The 13927-nt window shown below is 62.0% G+C and carries 20 protein-coding genes; 6 read left to right on the forward strand and 14 right to left on the reverse strand.

Annotated elements, in window-relative coordinates:
* Nucleotides 1-210: 210 nt before the first annotated feature.
* From LB554_RS17030 to LB554_RS17040, 3 genes are all read left to right on the forward strand, one after another.
* Nucleotides 211-1104, forward strand: a complete 894-nt coding sequence (locus LB554_RS17030) for a branched-chain amino acid aminotransferase (protein ID WP_140617704.1) — start codon at nt 211-213, stop codon at nt 1102-1104.
* Between the two features lie 145 nt (nt 1105-1249).
* Nucleotides 1250-1567 carry a hypothetical protein gene (locus tag LB554_RS17035; protein WP_015316105.1) on the forward strand — a complete coding sequence of 106 codons (318 nt, stop codon included), beginning with the start codon at nt 1250-1252 and terminating at the stop codon, nt 1565-1567.
* 136 nt (nt 1568-1703) lie between these two features.
* Nucleotides 1704-2342: an MBL fold metallo-hydrolase gene (locus tag LB554_RS17040; protein WP_224585753.1), complete on the forward strand. Its 639-nt coding sequence runs from the start codon at nt 1704-1706 to the stop codon at nt 2340-2342.
* A 94-nt stretch (nt 2343-2436) separates the two neighbouring features.
* Here LB554_RS17040 and LB554_RS17045 read toward each other — a convergent pair whose 3' ends face one another.
* The 3 genes from LB554_RS17045 to LB554_RS17055 all read right to left on the reverse strand — a co-directional run bounded on the left by LB554_RS17045 (nt 2437) and on the right by LB554_RS17055 (nt 3801).
* Nucleotides 2437-2871 carry a BA14K family protein gene (locus LB554_RS17045; protein WP_224585755.1) on the reverse strand — a complete coding sequence of 145 codons (435 nt, stop codon included), beginning with the start codon at nt 2869-2871 and terminating at the stop codon, nt 2437-2439.
* Between the two features lie 186 nt (nt 2872-3057).
* Nucleotides 3058-3270: a cold-shock protein gene (locus LB554_RS17050; protein WP_008877668.1), complete on the reverse strand. Its 213-nt coding sequence runs from the start codon at nt 3268-3270 to the stop codon at nt 3058-3060.
* A 318-nt stretch (nt 3271-3588) separates the two neighbouring features.
* Entirely contained in the window at nt 3589-3801 is a 213-nt protein-coding gene (locus LB554_RS17055; RefSeq protein WP_006202520.1) for a cold-shock protein, read from the reverse strand.
* A 584-nt stretch (nt 3802-4385) separates the two neighbouring features.
* Here LB554_RS17055 and LB554_RS17060 point away from each other — a divergent pair.
* On the forward strand, nt 4386-4796 hold the full coding sequence (locus LB554_RS17060; protein WP_140793447.1) for a Kazal-type serine protease inhibitor domain-containing protein: 411 nt from the start codon (nt 4386-4388) through the stop codon (nt 4794-4796).
* A gap of 33 nt (nt 4797-4829) precedes the next feature.
* Here the strand turns inward: LB554_RS17060 and LB554_RS17065 are convergent, their stop codons facing one another.
* The 4 genes from LB554_RS17065 to LB554_RS17080 form a co-directional block, all read right to left on the reverse strand.
* Nucleotides 4830-5447, reverse strand: a complete 618-nt coding sequence (locus LB554_RS17065; RefSeq protein ID WP_140823223.1) for a flavodoxin family protein — start codon at nt 5445-5447, stop codon at nt 4830-4832.
* 79 nt (nt 5448-5526) lie between these two features.
* Nucleotides 5527-5775 carry a hypothetical protein gene (locus LB554_RS17070; RefSeq protein ID WP_015316110.1) on the reverse strand — a complete coding sequence of 83 codons (249 nt, stop codon included), beginning with the start codon at nt 5773-5775 and terminating at the stop codon, nt 5527-5529.
* The gene (locus tag LB554_RS17075; RefSeq protein ID WP_224585757.1) at nt 5772-6041 is read right to left on the reverse strand and encodes a hypothetical protein; all 270 of its coding nucleotides are present in this window, start codon (nt 6039-6041) and stop codon (nt 5772-5774) included. Before LB554_RS17075 ends, LB554_RS17070 begins: the two co-directional genes overlap by 4 nt.
* Nucleotides 6042-6286: 245 nt before the next feature.
* Nucleotides 6287-6517, reverse strand: coding sequence for a hypothetical protein (locus tag LB554_RS17080; protein ID WP_224585759.1), 231 nt, complete (start codon nt 6515-6517; stop codon nt 6287-6289).
* Nucleotides 6518-6730: 213 nt separating this feature from the next.
* Between LB554_RS17080 and LB554_RS17085 the strand changes: the two genes are divergently transcribed.
* Nucleotides 6731-8365, forward strand: a complete 1635-nt coding sequence (locus tag LB554_RS17085) for a tetratricopeptide repeat-containing sulfotransferase family protein (protein ID WP_411962633.1) — start codon at nt 6731-6733, stop codon at nt 8363-8365.
* A 46-nt stretch (nt 8366-8411) separates the two neighbouring features.
* Here LB554_RS17085 and LB554_RS17090 read toward each other — a convergent pair whose 3' ends face one another.
* Both LB554_RS17090 and LB554_RS17095 read right to left on the reverse strand, forming a co-directional pair.
* Nucleotides 8412-8765: a DUF1428 domain-containing protein gene (locus LB554_RS17090; protein WP_140617709.1), complete on the reverse strand. Its 354-nt coding sequence runs from the start codon at nt 8763-8765 to the stop codon at nt 8412-8414.
* A 98-nt stretch (nt 8766-8863) separates the two neighbouring features.
* Complete coding sequence (locus LB554_RS17095; protein WP_140823225.1) at nt 8864-9280, reverse strand: VOC family protein; 417 nt, start codon at nt 9278-9280, stop codon at nt 8864-8866.
* 220 nt (nt 9281-9500) lie between these two features.
* Here LB554_RS17095 and LB554_RS17100 point away from each other — a divergent pair, with 220 nt between their 5' ends.
* Nucleotides 9501-10115 carry a glutathione S-transferase gene (locus tag LB554_RS17100; RefSeq protein WP_015316116.1) on the forward strand — a complete coding sequence of 205 codons (615 nt, stop codon included), beginning with the start codon at nt 9501-9503 and terminating at the stop codon, nt 10113-10115.
* Nucleotides 10116-10143: 28 nt separating this feature from the next.
* Here the strand turns inward: LB554_RS17100 and LB554_RS17105 are convergent, their stop codons facing one another.
* The 5 genes from LB554_RS17105 to LB554_RS17125 form a co-directional block, all read right to left on the reverse strand.
* Nucleotides 10144-10401, reverse strand: coding sequence for a hypothetical protein (locus LB554_RS17105; protein ID WP_015316117.1), 258 nt, complete (start codon nt 10399-10401; stop codon nt 10144-10146).
* A gap of 32 nt (nt 10402-10433) precedes the next feature.
* Nucleotides 10434-10742: a HigA family addiction module antitoxin gene (locus LB554_RS17110; protein ID WP_015316118.1), complete on the reverse strand. Its 309-nt coding sequence runs from the start codon at nt 10740-10742 to the stop codon at nt 10434-10436.
* Between the two features lie 27 nt (nt 10743-10769).
* A complete protein-coding gene (locus tag LB554_RS17115) occupies nt 10770-11048 on the reverse strand; it encodes a type II toxin-antitoxin system RelE/ParE family toxin (RefSeq protein WP_140721735.1) in 279 nt (92 codons plus the stop codon).
* A gap of 78 nt (nt 11049-11126) precedes the next feature.
* Nucleotides 11127-12653 carry an ABC-F family ATP-binding cassette domain-containing protein gene (locus LB554_RS17120; protein WP_140721738.1) on the reverse strand — a complete coding sequence of 509 codons (1527 nt, stop codon included), beginning with the start codon at nt 12651-12653 and terminating at the stop codon, nt 11127-11129.
* 247 nt (nt 12654-12900) lie between these two features.
* Nucleotides 12901-13806, reverse strand: coding sequence for a DMT family transporter (locus LB554_RS17125; RefSeq protein ID WP_224585764.1), 906 nt, complete (start codon nt 13804-13806; stop codon nt 12901-12903).
* Nucleotides 13807-13927 lie beyond the last annotated feature (121 nt).

Genomic DNA, 13927 nt, shown 5'->3' on the forward strand with positions numbered 1-13927 from the left:
CCCTGCAATGGTAATTTTTGACAAGCTTTTGGGCGGATTGCGAACGAAAAGGCGAGGCAAGCCGGTTTTTCCGGAACTTCCTGAGTTTGCCAGGGCGCGATTATCCGCTTACGCTTCCAGACACCGGCCGGCGTCTCCAACCACATGGCGCTGCCAAAAGAACACGCAACGACACTAGGATATGCGGGTCGCGACCCGCGGGAGGTTACCATGGCATCCGTTCCCTTCGATCAACTGGACGGCTTCATCTGGATGAATGGCGCGTTCGTCCCGTGGGGGGACGCCAAGATTCATGTGCTGACCCACGGCCTGCATTACGCCAGCGCGGTCTTCGAGGGTGAGCGCGCCTATGGCGGCGAGATCTTCAAGCTCAACGAGCATACGGAACGCCTGCATGAATCGGCACGCCTGCTCGGCTTCAAGATTCCCTATTCGGTGGCCGAGCTCAATGACGCGTCGACCACGCTCCTGAAGAAGCAGGGCTTCCAGGACGCCTATGTCAGGCCGATCGCCTGGCGCGGCAGCGAGCAGATGGGTGTTTCGGCGCAAAACAACCGCATCAACGTCGCCATCGCCATTTGGCAATGGCCGAGCTATTTCGACCCGGCGCAGAAGCTGAAGGGCATCCGTCTCGATGTGGCGGAATGGCGCCGGCCCGATCCGCGCACGGCGCCGTCGCGGTCGAAGGCCGCCGGCCTCTACATGATCTGCACCATGTCCAAGCATGCCGCCGAGGCCAAGGGCTATGCCGACGCCATGATGCTCGACTGGCGGGGCCAGGTCGCCGAAGCGACGGGCGCCAACATCTTCTTCGTCAAGGACGGCAAGATCCACACGCCCAAGCCCGATTGCTTCCTCGACGGCATTACCCGCCGCACGGTCATTGGACTCGCCAGGGATCGCGGCCTGGAGATCATCGAACGCGCCATCCTGCCGGAAGAACTGGAAGGGTTCGAGCAGTGCTTCCTGACCGGAACGGCAGCGGAAGTAACCCCGGTTTCGGAGATCGGGCCTTACCGATTCGAAGTCGGCGAGATCGCCAAGAATCTCATGAACGACTATTCTATCGCCGTTCAACCCAAGCATGCTATCGCCGCAGAATAACGATAGTCACAGCTTTTCGCGCAAGCAGGGGCGGTTTTCGGGCCGCCCCTTTTATTTCAGCGTTTCTGCATTTGACTTTCCTCCAATTCGGCGTCTCATGATGGTGTCGGCCCGGGAGGCTGGCAGCTATGGAGGGACTAATCATATGGACATGAACACGCTTCTTCCGATCATCATTCAGATCATCACAGGCATCATTGGTGGTCAGGCGGTCGGCGCGGCGATCAAGACGGCGGCAATGGGTCAGCTTCCCAAAATCCTGGGCGGAGCCATCGGCGGTGTCGGCGGCGCGGCGATCCTCGGCAGCCTGCTTGGCGGCGGTGCGATCAGTCCTGACGCGGCCGCGGCGGCGACCAGCGGCCTGGGCAGCGCGCTCAACCTGCAGAACATCGTCGGTGGCGCCGGCGGTGGCGCGATCCTGACCGGCATTCTCGGCGCGGTCATGGGCGCCATGAAGAAATAAGCCTGCCGATCTCGGGCTTCGCAGAATGGGCGGCTTCGGCCGCCCATTCCTTTGGAGACGCACTGTTTGGCCTTCCGGCTGTGGACGGTTTTGAGCGATGCCTCTACATGATCGCTGACACAGCGAAAGGACGATCATGGGTCAGCTCAATGCCGGCATCGTGCCGGTCACACCGTTCCAGCAGAACTGCACCATCCTGTTCGACATGGACGACAAGCATGGCGTCGTCGTGGATCCGGGCGGCGACATCGACAAGGTGCTGGCAACGTTGAAGGACAACGCGATCGCGGCCGAGGCGATCTGGATCACCCACGGTCATATCGATCATGCCGGCGGCGCCATGGAACTGAAGGAAGCACTCGGCGTCGAGATCATCGGCCCGCATGAAGCCGACAAGATGCTGCTCGACAATCTGGAAAACCAGGGCAGGCGCTACGGCATCGGCGGTGTGCGAAACTGCGTGCCCGATCGGTTCCTCGCCGAAGGCGAGACGGTGTCGTTCGGCGGCCATGTGTTCGAGGTGCTGCATTGCCCCGGCCACGCACCGGGCCATGTCGTCTATTATAACCGCGCCGCCAAATTCGCCCATGTCGGCGACGTTTTGTTTCGCGGCTCGGTCGGCCGCACAGACCTGCCCGGCGGCGACCATGCGGCCCTCATCGCCTCGATCAAAGACAAGCTGTTGCCGCTCGGCGACGACATCGGCTTCATCTGCGGCCATGGCCCCGGCGGGCGTTTTGGCGAGGAACGGCGAACCAACCCGTTTTTGACCTGAATGAGATGAGGGCCGCCGCCGGAAGCCCAACAAACCGACAACAAAAAAGCGCTGGCCTTGCGGTCAGCGCATTTTTGTTTGGGGCAGGGAAGCCTCAGTTGGCGGTGCAGAAATGCTGTTCACCGTCGCTGCCGGTGAAGGTGCCGGTACGGGAATTGAAGGTGCGGTAGCGGTCCGAGCAGTACTCGTACCAGCCGCGCGTCCACGGTTCGGCGTAACGGTCGGCATAGACCACCTGCGGTTCCGCGTAGTAGCGGCGGATCGGGGCAGGGCGCACCCGCACGTCACGATCGTAGTAACCGTCATCGTAATAACGGTCGGAATCGGGTGGTGGCCGGTCATTGGCCAATGCGCCACCGATCAATGCGCCGGCGGCAAGGCCGAGAACGCCGGCTGCCACGGCATCGCCATGGCCATGGCCGTGATGGTGCCAACGGCGCCAGTCATCGGCATTGGCCGCCGAGAAGGTCCCCAGCGTGGTGGCGACCACGGCTGCGGACAGCACGGCTGTCTTGAAAATGCGGTTCATCTTGGTCTCCTTCTTACCGGACCGTGCAGTTTCTTGCAGGGGATGCAGTCCGGCTTTACGAATGACTAATATGGGACCGTGGCTGAACGGGGGCTGAACGAAAATTTGGCCGCACGCATTCTTTCACCGCCTCAAAACCGCACCTTTCGGCGCGGACCTAACTGCCGGAGCCGGTCCGAAGCCGGCTCAGCCGACCGACAGGTTGACGGCCTTGGGTCCCTTGCCGCGCTTGTCCGGCTCGGTGTCGAATGTCACTTTCTGCCCATCTTCGAGACCGGGGAGACCCGACGCCTGCACGGCCGAAATATGGACGAAGACATCCTTCGCGCCATCATCCGGTGTGATGAAGCCGAAGCCCTTGGCATGGTTGAAGAATTTGACGGTGCCGGTCTGCGGCATGGGAAGCTCCTTTGATCCCATAAACTCCAGTCTCGGGCCGGCAAATGCCCGAATGCAAATTTGTCCTTTATTTTAGCGCTATCGGCAAGAGAAAGTTTTGCTGGCACTTAAAGCACGTCGCTTTAAGTGCTTGTTTTGATGCGCGTCATTGGCCCGGACCCGGGATGAACTTCCGGATGAGATGAGTCTGCGCTGCGCGGCGGACATGAAAAAGGCGCGGCGAAAACCGCCGCGCCTTTCAAAAATCCGTCTGCCTGCCCAGGTGCTGGTCAAGCTCCTCGTTCGCCCATCCGCCTGGGATGCGCGCGCGCCGATTGCTCAGGCTGCGCGCAGGTTGACCGCCTTCGGGCCCTTGCCCATGCGGTCCGGCTCGACGTCGAAAGTGACCTTCTGGCCATCGACGAGCGTGCGCAGGCCCGAGGCCTCGATCGCTGAAATGTGGACGAACACGTCCTTGGCGCCGCCGTCGGGCGTGATGAAACCGAAGCCTTTGGTCGCATTGAAGAATTTAACGGTGCCGGTCTGGGCCATTGGGGAAACTCCTTCACCCGTTCAGTCTTGGTGGTCCTGCCCGCCACCTGGCGTCGAGGGCAGTTCCTGGTGGTTGCTTTCGGCAGTCATGCATTGGCGCATGGTCAAACCCCCCGCCGAAAAACGGGGCCGTCAGAGATTCACAGTATCGGGGAAAGGTCGTCCAAAACGTTCCGCTCTCCGGGTCGCAAATGCCCGAACACAGAATTTATCGCACGGAAACGTGAAGGTTGCAAGATAGCGCCGCGGGCCGCCGCCCTTGGCGCATCCCGACGCAAAAATCGACCGATCAAAGCGTCGACCGGCCGCAAATAGGCTTCGTTGGCGGAAGGGTCATCGGCCCACAGCACCGGTCATGGATGGGCCAGGAGCGACGATTGCCGGGGACGCGGCTGGGGCCCATCGGTTCGGGTGTCGTTCTCCTACAGAAGCCGCAAACAAGGGTTGCAATTGGCGGTGGAATGACGACGATCACGCCATTGGGTGACTGATCCAAATCTTGTTTTGATCGATATCATCATCAACGAACCGCCACGCAGTCTTGGGCGGTACGGACCGGGACGGGGATCGAGGGAGAGACGATCATGAGGTTTCTTGCGGCGATCTTTTCACGGCAGGTTTTTGCCGTCCTTTTCCTGTCGGCAATTCTTGCCGCCTGCACGGTCGTCGTCGATGACGGACCTGGGCCGCGACCGCGTCCGCCGCGCCCTGAACCGCAATTCTGCACCAAGCAATACGAGCCGGTCTGCGCCCGGCGCGGCGGAGATCGCCAGACCTTCGCCAATGCCTGTCTGGCCGATCGGGCGGGTTACCGCATCGTGCGTGACGGCGCCTGTCACGGCGGTGATGGCGGTGGCGGCGGTGGCGAGCAGACGTTCTGCACCCGCGAATATGCGCCGGTGTGCGCCCGCCGGCATGGAGAGATGCGCACCTTCCCCAACGCCTGCGAGGCGCGGGCCTCGGACTACCGCATCGTCGGCGTGGGGCCGTGCTGAGATTCTGCCGTCTCCCGCATGAGGGGAAGGCCATTATTTGTCCACGCCAACATAAGCTTTGCTCTTGAGCAGGCCGGCCAGATGAGCAGCGTTTGAGGCCGCCATTTCGATGGCTTCGGTAACCTTGGCGGGGGTTTTCGGCAGATCGACGTAATTGACGTCATGCATGGCTTCACCGACCCAGTAGACGCCGCCATTGGCGGGAATGGTGAAGCCGACATCGTTCAGCGCCTGGAAGCACTCCGCATGGCAATGATGCGCGCCGTCCTCGTTGCCGACGATCGCCACCAGGGCCACCTTGCCGGCGGCCGGCATGCGGCCCTTGTCGTCGGTCTCCTCGAGAAAGGCGTCCATCCGCTCCATGACGCGCTTGGCGACGCTCGATGGCTGGCCCAACCAGATCGGCAAGCCGAGAATGAAGATATCGGCGGCCAGGATCTTTTCGCGCAGGCCAGGCCAGTCGTCGCCCCTGCCCATGTCGGAGAGCACGCCAGGCTTGATGTCATGATCAAGCGTGCGCACGACCTCGCCTTCCACGCCATGCGGTTTGAGCGCCGCGAGCAGATCGGCGATGATCTTGTCGGTGGACGATTTTTCCTTGTCGCTGGATGCTTTCAGCGAACAGTTGAGGGCAAAGGCGGTGAGGGACATCGCAAAACTCCTGCATCTGGTGTGCAGGCTCAACGCCGCGAGGCGTTTGCGGTTGCGCGGTGTGTCGGCTGGCCTCCGCTCAGCTGGCCGGATTGTCGGCCAGTTCGAGATTGTCTTCCGTGGTGACCCGTTCGTGGGTCTCCTGGTCGCTGCGGATGCGGTATTGCGGGGAACCGTCCTTGACCGGCAGCCTGCTCTTGATCTCGAACAGTTCCGCGGCCTTGTTGACCAAGCCGGTCCGGCTTTTCATCCGCACGGTCTGGCCGATGGCGAAGAGATGCGAGGGGGTGTCGGTGCGCGGTCGCGCATTCTGTTGAAAACGGATCATGCTGCATTCTCCCGGTCGCGCACCAGCGCGGTTTCGAGGTCCAGGTGGTCGATGGCGACGAGCTGGCCGGTGAGCGGGTTGTTCACCGCCTTTGCCGGCAGATGGATGAAGGTGGCGACGCGGCGCCAGGCAAGCCGCGACATGCCCTCGATCAACTCCTCGTCGTGATCGATGTCGTAGTCGCCGGCCGGCAGTTGTCCTTCCAGGCCACCGAGCATGAATGGCGCGGTGAAATGGGCGATGGAACGGGTGGTGCGGTCGGGCATTGTCCTGGCCTTTTGGGATGAGATTGGCGGGTCGAGAACCTCTGACGCCGCGAGATGCCAATTCTGGCCCAAACCATATGTGATATATAACGGAAATCGGCGCTCTATTCAAGAATAATAACGGAATTCCTTGCTTCGATTTGAAAAATAGACGGATATTAATTTTGGAATAAATCTGCTATGGCTGCGGATATCTTCGAAAATTTCTTGGAGACCTTCCGAGTTTTTCCTCGGCGCTTATGTTTTTATTTTTCAAAAAGGGATAAAGCCATGGATTCAATCAGAACTTCGAAAGGGAAGAGCATGGCGATCAATCCGATCGTCAGGTCAATCGCCACGTACCCCATTGGCGCTGCCGGAAAGCCGATGGCCGTCCAGTCGGCGCGGCTGACCATCAGAAGGGACGAGGCGGCAAGGCGAACGATCTCCGATACCGATGGAACTGTGAGGCGGGCCAGGCAGGTTGCAGAGACCAATCGCCTGATTTGATCGCTTTCGCCGCGACGTGAGGCGCAGAATCAAGCAAAGCCTTGAACCTGTAACGCCGATGGCCTAGATCGCGGCAGGCGCACGAACACGGTAGGTGTCCCATCAACAGAGATCAGAGAAGAGCGGCGGGTGCGGGGACCAAGCCTGGCGCGGCCAAGTCTGGCGGGGGAGGACAGCCGCCGCTGGGCCTCGACCAGTATGTGCAGCAGGCATTGCAACTGCACCAGGCCGGGCGCCGGCAGGAGGCCGAGGCGATCTACCGCCAGGTGCTGACGCGTCAGCCCAAACACGCGGCCGCGGCGCATTTCCTGGGGTTGCTGCTGCACCAGACGGGGCGCAGCGAAGAAGGCATGGATTTCCTCGAACAGTCGGTTCAGCTGCAGCCGACCAATCCCGACTTCCTCAACAATCTCGGCACGGTGATGCGCGATCTGGGCCGTGTCGCGGCGGCGATCGATTTCTTCCGCGGCGCGGTGGACCTGCGGCCGGAGCAGCTCGCGGCGCGCGACAATCTCGGCTCGTCGCTTAAGCAGATCGGCCGGTTCGACGAGGCCGAGGACATCTATCGCGGCACGGTGCAGCGCAATCCATTCCACGTGCGCGCCCGTATCGGGCTTGCCGAAACCCTGCAGGAAGCCGGACGCCTCGACGAGGCGCTGGCTGTCTTCCAGGAGGCACTGACCATCCGGCCTAGGGATGCCGACCTGCTGCACGGACTGGGCGTCGGGCTGATGGAAAAGGGCAAGCTCGACGAGGCGACCGGCCTGTTCCGGCAGGCGGTGGCGATCCAGCCCGGCATGGCCCGCGCGTGGCTGATGCTGACGCAGGTCAAGCGCCAGAAGGAGCGCGATGCCGAAATGGCTGGCATGGAGGCGCAGCACGCCAAGGCGCCTCAGGACAGCCTGGCACGCATGCAGCTGTCGTTTGGCCTCGGCAAGGCCAATGACGATCTCAAGGATTATGGCAGGGCCTTCGACTATTTCGCCGAGGGCAATGCCATCCGCCGCAAGGGCATCGACTACGACCCGGTGAAGACGCGCGCCGAATTCGAGGCAATGAAGACGGTGTTCGATGCCGCTTTCTTCGAAAAGCACAGACCGAGCCCGATTGCCGACGACGCGCCGATCTTCGTCGTCGGCATGCCGCGTTCGGGTACGACGCTGGTCGAACAGATCATCGCCAGTCACCCCCAGGTCTATGGCGCGGGTGAGCTCAGCATCCTGAAGACGGCGGTCGGCAAGCAGTTCCCGTCGAACATGCCAGGCGGCTTCCCCTGGGGCGTGGCCGACACGGACGATAGGGATTTCGCCGAGGCGGGGCAGGCCTATCTGGACATGCTGCATGCCCGATATCCGCATATGCGCCACGTCACCGACAAGATGCCGGGCAACTTCCTGCTTGTCGGCTTCATCCACATGATGCTGCCGAAGGCCAGGATCATCCATTGCGCCCGCGATGCGGCGGCGACATGCCTGTCGATCTACAAGGTGCATTTCCGCGGCGACAGCCACCGCTATGGCTATGAGCTCGGTGAGCTCGCCGATTTCCACAATCTCTACACCGACATCATGGCGCATTGGCACAAGGTGCTGCCCGGCGTCGTGCACGATGTGCGCTACGAGGATTTCGTCGCCGACCAGGATGGGCAGAGCCGGGCGCTGATCGACTATCTCGGCCTGCCATGGGACGATGCCGTGCTGTCGTTCCACGAGACCGACAGGCCGGTGCGCACGGCGTCGGCCGCGCAGGTGCGCCAGCCCATGTACCAGGGCTCGGTCGATCTGTGGAAGCGCTATGGCGACAGGCTGAAACCACTGCTGGATAAGCTCGGATAGGCCGATAGCGCGGTAAGGCCGGCCTGCGAACGGCGGTCGAGCTGTCTCAAAGTTCCATGAAGGGCTGGAAGCCGCCGAAGATCATGCGCTTGCCGTCGAACGGCATCGTGGCCATATCGCGCTGCAGACGAGGGTCGGCCATCACCTTGGCCATCACCGCATCGCGATCCTGCCTGGATTTGTATACGGCCCAGGAGAAAACGACGATTTCATCATCCTTGGCCTGAACGGCACGCGGAAACGAGGTGATTTCGCCATAGGGCACGTCGTCGCCGATGCATTCGACATAGGCGAGCGCGCCATGTTCCATCCATATGGGGCCTGCGAGGTTGGCGAGCTTTTTATAGTCATCGAGATTTGCCTTCGGCACGGCAAGCACGAAGCCATCGACATAGGACATGGTGGTCTCCTCTTTGCTGAATTCGAACGCCGGGTCGGCGGGGATACACCCGGCGCGATTGGGCGCATCCCCTCGGCGAGGGGCGCGCTCGCTAAAGCCTATTCCGTCGGTGCGTTCATTGCCCAGGCGACGCCGAAGGGGTCCTTCACCTGGCCCCAGCGGTCGCCCCAGAACATCACCTGCAGCGGCGTGACGGCCTCGCAGCCGGCGTCGACGGCGCGCTTCCACCAAGCGTCGATGTCATCCTTGCCGAGATGGAGCTGCAGCGTATAGCCCTGTGCCGCCTGGTGCGGATGGCCGTGTTCCGGATAGGCGTCGCCCAGCATCAGTGTCGAGCCGTTGATATAGAGATGGATATGCATGGTGCGGCCTTTTTCATCCGCCGGGTAGGCAAAGACTTCCTCGGCCCCGAAAGCCTTCTTGTAGAACTCGGCCGCCTTGATGGCACCGTCGACCTGAATATAGGGGGTCAATCCGCCAAGCACTTTTGGCCGGGGTGGGGTCTGGTCGGTCATTGCATGTTCCTCTTCACGTTGGTTTGGCCTTGCGGACCATAGGACGGATGAGATGACGGCAATCCTACAGGACGCCGAAAATTTTGGCCGGGCGACAACCGATGGGTTGGGAAGGCGTGCAACGAACTTGCGTCGGCGGCTTCCAATCAGAGCGCAATTCTCTCGGCTCCCAAGCTAAAAGAGTTGGATTGCGCGCCGCCTACTCAGCCCGGAGACGACAATGATCCTCTATTATCAGACCCACTCACCTTTCGCGCGCAAGGCGCTGGTCTTCGCGCATGAGGCAGGCGTCGCCGATCAGCTCCAGGTCATTCATCACGAAACCAGCCCGACCTTGCACAACGCCAGTGTCCACGCCGAAAACCCGCTAGGCCAAGTGCCGGTGCTGCTGCGTCCGGGTGCGCCGGCGATCTTCGATTCCGACGTCATCTGCGCCTATCTCGATACGCTGCATGATGACCGGAAGTTGCTGCCGCAGGTCGGCGAGGCACGCTGGCAGGCGTTGCGGCTGCAATCGGCCGCCCAAGGCCTTGCGCAGACGGGCATCGCCTTGCGCTGGGAGACGGAAAGGAGACCCGAACAGCTGCGCTATGATGCTCTTGCCGAAGGATATCGGCAGAAGATCGAGGCGACCTACGACTGGGCCGAGGGCGCCCTTGACGACGAGGCGCCGCTCCATGTTGGACATATTGCGCTAGCCACCACGCTGTCCTGGATGGCGTTCCGTCATCTTCCGTCGTTTGGTTCGCGGGCGCGGCTGACGCGCTGGTTCGAGGCTTTCGAAAGGCGTGCGTCGATGCGTGCGACGCCGCTTTCGGGCGATACACATGATTGATTCGCGCTCGCCTGAGAGGCGGCGAGCGTCAACGGTTGTTCCGCGTGTCGAGGATTTCCGGAAAGCCGATATCCTTGCGCAGCGCGGCAGGCAGCGACAGCAGGATGCGTTCGCTGCGGTGACGGGCGCGCGCCGCGGCATACCGGGTTGCGATGCGGCCGATGGATGACAGGACGGACATGACGAATTCTCCCTGGTTTGGCGCCGGCATCATCGTGTCGGCATCCCAAGGACGGGGCCGCAACGGGCGATCCGACAGATTGCCCGGAAAATTTTTTGTCAGCATTTACATCTCGTTCAGGCGTCGCCGAGGAGAGCCTATGCGACCTTGAGCGTGGGAATAGCCGAAACATCGACCTCACGCTCGGCGTGCCAGGCATCGAAAGCCGCCTGCATCCGAAGCCAGATCGCGGCGCCGTCGCCGAACAGCTTCCCAAGGCGAGCGGCCACCGCCGGCGAAACCGGCTTCCTTTCGCGGATAATGTCATAGAGCTGCTGCCGGGATATCCCGAGCAGATTTGCAATTTCCACCTTGGTCTTTCCAGTTGCCGGGATAATGTCCTCAAGCAGCGCTCCCGGGTGGGAGGGGCAACGCTCGATCGGACGCGTCGGCTCGTGCACGGTCATACGTCGAACTTCTCCAATCTGGCCGCCTCAGTGATATTGCTCGAAATCGACGCGGGCGGCGTCGTTACCGTCGAATTCAAATTTAATGCACCACGGACCATTGACGTGGACCGTGTAGCGGATGGGATCGAGGCCTTTCAGCGAATGGAAGTCGAAGCCGGGAAGGTTCATCTCCTCCGGCTTTTCCGATGCTTCCAGGCGGTCAAGCCGAACAAGGATGCGCTTGTGCATCTTGGCATCGATCTTGCCGGTTTTTCCGGTTTGAAAAAGGTCGGACAGCGCCTTGTTCTTGAACGATTTGATCATGACATATGTAAACAGATCGCTTACACAAATCAAGAACCTGTAAGCAAATAATTTACAGGCATGCCGGTCTCCCGCCGCTCAGCCGGTTCCCTCAGCCACCTCGCGGAAGAAGCTCTCCGGATCCTCGACTTCGGTCAGCTTCCGCTTCTCGATCAGCCAGAAGCGGTTGCCGATGGCGCGGATGAAGGAGCGGTCGTGCGAGGCGAGCAGACAGCTTGCCTGGTGCTTCAGCAACTCCTCCTCCAGCGCTTCCTGGCCGTCTATGTCGAGATGGTTGGTGGGCTCGTCGAGCAGATAGAAATTGGGATTGGCGAGCCTGAGCGCCAGCATCATCAGCCGTGCCTTCTGGCCGCCCGACAGAACACCGATCTTTTTCTCCTGCATCTCGATGACCACGCCGGCGCCGGCAAGCAGCGAGCGGGCGCGCTGTTCGCCGACATCGTAACGGCGCGAGACCATCGCCAGCGGCGTGTCGTCGCCGCTGATGCCCGACAGCGCCTGGTCGCTGTAGCCGAGCACGGTGGACGGCGTCACCTTCACATTCCGCACCGTGTCCGGCTCGAGGATGGCGTTGCGGATCATGGTGACGAAGCGCGACTTGCCGACGCCGTTGCGGCCGAGCAGCACGATCCGGTCGCCCTGGCAGATGTGGCGCTTGCCGGTCCTGAACAGCAGCGTGCCGTCGGGCGTTTCGACCGCCGCGTCGTCAAGCGTGATCAGCACCTTGGCGTGGGTACCGCGATTGGCGAGTTTAATCGCGCCCGCCGATTTCTCGCGATGCGCCGGATTGGCGGCCTCTTCCAATTTTTCCGCGCGCTGGTTGAGTTGCTTGGTCTTGACCGTCAGCAGGTCGCTGCCGGAATTGATGCCGATATTGTTGAGCTTGGCCGCCTGCCGGCGCAATTGCTGCGCCACCTTCATGTCGCGCTGGAACTTTCGTTCGGTCGACGCGTCAACCTCGTCCAGCGCCTCCCTGGCGCGGGAATAGGGGAGGGAGAACACCGGCGACTGTTCCGGGCGCAGGAACAGCGTCCGGTTGGTGGTGGCGTCTAGGAAGGCGCGGTCATGGCTGGCGATGATGACGGGCACCTCGCGCGGCAGCGCGTTGAGCCAGGTTTCCAATTGGCTGATGCGCGCAAGGTCGAGATGGTTGGTCGGCTCGTCGAGCAAAAGCATGTCGGGATCGGTGACCCAGACGCGGGCGATCAGCGCCAGCCGCTGCCAGCCGCCGCTCAGTGCCTGCATTTCTCGCCCGCGCATCGGCTCGGGCACGTCAAGCGAATCGAGAACGACGTCGACACGCCACATCTCGCTGTCGGCCTGTTCGGGCGGTAGCGCGTCAGCCACAACCTCGTAGAAAGTGCGGCCAAGCAGGGCAGAGGCAATAGACTGCTCGACATGGCCGACACGCAGACCGCGCGTGCGGGTGATGTCGCCTGTCGTCGGCTCCAGTTCGCCGGTCAGGCATTTGAGCAAGGTCGACTTGCCGCGGCCGTTGGCGGCGACGATGCCGAGCCGGTCGCCGTTGCCGATGCTGAGGTCGAGATTGGAAAAGAGCGGCGCACTCATGGTGACGCCGAGGGATTTGAGGCTGATCAGGGCCATTTTGATTTCTCTGGTCTTGCCGGAATGCCGGCTCATGCACTTTGACGGTGCGCGTGCCGGCCATCAGGCCAGGCGTTGCGTACCACGAAGGGCAGACCAAAAAATCGAAGCGGGAGAAAACCCGGACCGTCCCTGGTCAGCCCTGCAAGCTGGCTCGCAGGGCGCAAATCGGGCCACGCTGACGATGGTGACGATAGAACGTAAACACGTGAGCCCTCCTTTCGAGACGTTCGAGTGTGACGACTGGCTACACCAAAGGCGAGGCTGATGGCAAGGCCGCCGCTTTCAAGCGGCGCGGGAAGGGGTCCAGCACCAGTATGCAGCCGCCGATGATCGCCACCGCGCCGAAGCCCTGGATCAGGGTCAGCGACTCGCCGAGCACAATCGTTCCGGCCAGCACCGCGATCGTGGTCACGGCGAATTCGACGCTGATGGTCCTGGTCGCTCCGATGCTGGCCACCAGCCGGAAATACACGACATAGGTCAATGCGCTCATCACGCAGGCCAGTATGGCCAGGTAGAGGAAGTCGACAGGGCGCGGCATGGCCGGCACCGGCACGGCGAGCAGCAGCGGCAGCGTCATCAGGCCGCCGAACAGGAAGGCGGCGCTGGTGATTTCCAGCGAGCCGGCCGAGCGCAAATGGCGATTGGCGTAGTTGCTGCCGAATGCCGCCGAGAAGGAACTGAACAGCGAGGCGGCACAGCCGATCGCAAAGGATGCGGTGACCGGAACGGCGGGGAAACCGACCAGGACGATGATGCCGGCAGCGCCGAGCAGCAGTCCGGCCAGGCCGCGAACAGCGATGCGCTCAAGCCCCCAGAGCTGGCCGATGATCATCGAGAACAGCGGGATGGCGGCAACCAGGATGGCCGCCATCGCTGTGCCGATGCGCGGCGTGGCATAGGACAGGCCGATCAGCTGCGCCGCCACCGTCGTCGCGCCGACCATGGCGAAATGCCGCCAGCCGGCGCTGAAATCCAGCCGTCGCCGCGTCGCGGCGGCAAGCAGAAAGAGCGTGATGCCGGCGATCAGCGCCCGCAAGGTGACCGCGCCGACCCAGCCAAAGGCATGCACCACCTTGAGCAGCACCAGGAACGACAGTCCCCAGGTGACAGCCAGGAAGACGTAGGCGGCGATGTCTCTGGGTTTCATGGGGGAGTTGGCTGATGGTTTTCGGAGCGGAAGAGCAGAATTGAAAGGCCCGTATAGGTTCGTCCCACCACTGGCAAGGTGGCAGGAAAAGCTGATCTATATTGGAGGGACAGCGGGGGCG

Origin of the sequence: Mesorhizobium sp. CO1-1-11 (assembly GCF_020164995.1) — a bacterium.
In the GTDB taxonomy this organism is placed as follows: Bacteria; Pseudomonadota; Alphaproteobacteria; order Rhizobiales; family Rhizobiaceae; genus Mesorhizobium; species Mesorhizobium australicum.

Coding starts and splice junctions, on each gene's coding strand:
- LB554_RS17030 (WP_140617704.1), top strand. CDS start 211: ATGGCATCCGTTCCCTTCGATCAACTGGACGGCTTCATCTGGATGAAT.
- LB554_RS17035 (WP_015316105.1), top strand. CDS start 1,250: ATGGACATGAACACGCTTCTTCCGATCATCATTCAGATCATCACAGGC.
- LB554_RS17040 (WP_224585753.1), top strand. CDS start 1,704: ATGGGTCAGCTCAATGCCGGCATCGTGCCGGTCACACCGTTCCAGCAG.
- LB554_RS17045 (WP_224585755.1), bottom strand. CDS start 2,871: ATGAACCGCATTTTCAAGACAGCCGTGCTGTCCGCAGCCGTGGTCGCC.
- LB554_RS17050 (WP_008877668.1), bottom strand. CDS start 3,270: ATGCCGCAGACCGGCACCGTCAAATTCTTCAACCATGCCAAGGGCTTC.
- LB554_RS17055 (WP_006202520.1), bottom strand. CDS start 3,801: ATGGCCCAGACCGGCACCGTTAAATTCTTCAATGCGACCAAAGGCTTC.
- LB554_RS17060 (WP_140793447.1), top strand. CDS start 4,386: ATGAGGTTTCTTGCGGCGATCTTTTCACGGCAGGTTTTTGCCGTCCTT.
- LB554_RS17065 (WP_140823223.1), bottom strand. CDS start 5,447: ATGTCCCTCACCGCCTTTGCCCTCAACTGTTCGCTGAAAGCATCCAGC.
- LB554_RS17070 (WP_015316110.1), bottom strand. CDS start 5,775: ATGATCCGTTTTCAACAGAATGCGCGACCGCGCACCGACACCCCCTCG.
- LB554_RS17075 (WP_224585757.1), bottom strand. CDS start 6,041: ATGCCCGACCGCACCACCCGTTCCATCGCCCATTTCACCGCGCCATTC.
- LB554_RS17090 (WP_140617709.1), bottom strand. CDS start 8,765: ATGTCCTATGTCGATGGCTTCGTGCTTGCCGTGCCGAAGGCAAATCTC.
- LB554_RS17095 (WP_140823225.1), bottom strand. CDS start 9,280: ATGACCGACCAGACCCCACCCCGGCCAAAAGTGCTTGGCGGATTGACC.
- LB554_RS17100 (WP_015316116.1), top strand. CDS start 9,501: ATGATCCTCTATTATCAGACCCACTCACCTTTCGCGCGCAAGGCGCTG.
- LB554_RS17105 (WP_015316117.1), bottom strand. CDS start 10,401: ATGCTGACAAAAAATTTTCCGGGCAATCTGTCGGATCGCCCGTTGCGG.
- LB554_RS17110 (WP_015316118.1), bottom strand. CDS start 10,742: ATGACCGTGCACGAGCCGACGCGTCCGATCGAGCGTTGCCCCTCCCAC.
- LB554_RS17115 (WP_140721735.1), bottom strand. CDS start 11,048: ATGATCAAATCGTTCAAGAACAAGGCGCTGTCCGACCTTTTTCAAACC.
- LB554_RS17120 (WP_140721738.1), bottom strand. CDS start 12,653: ATGGCCCTGATCAGCCTCAAATCCCTCGGCGTCACCATGAGTGCGCCG.
- LB554_RS17125 (WP_224585764.1), bottom strand. CDS start 13,806: ATGAAACCCAGAGACATCGCCGCCTACGTCTTCCTGGCTGTCACCTGG.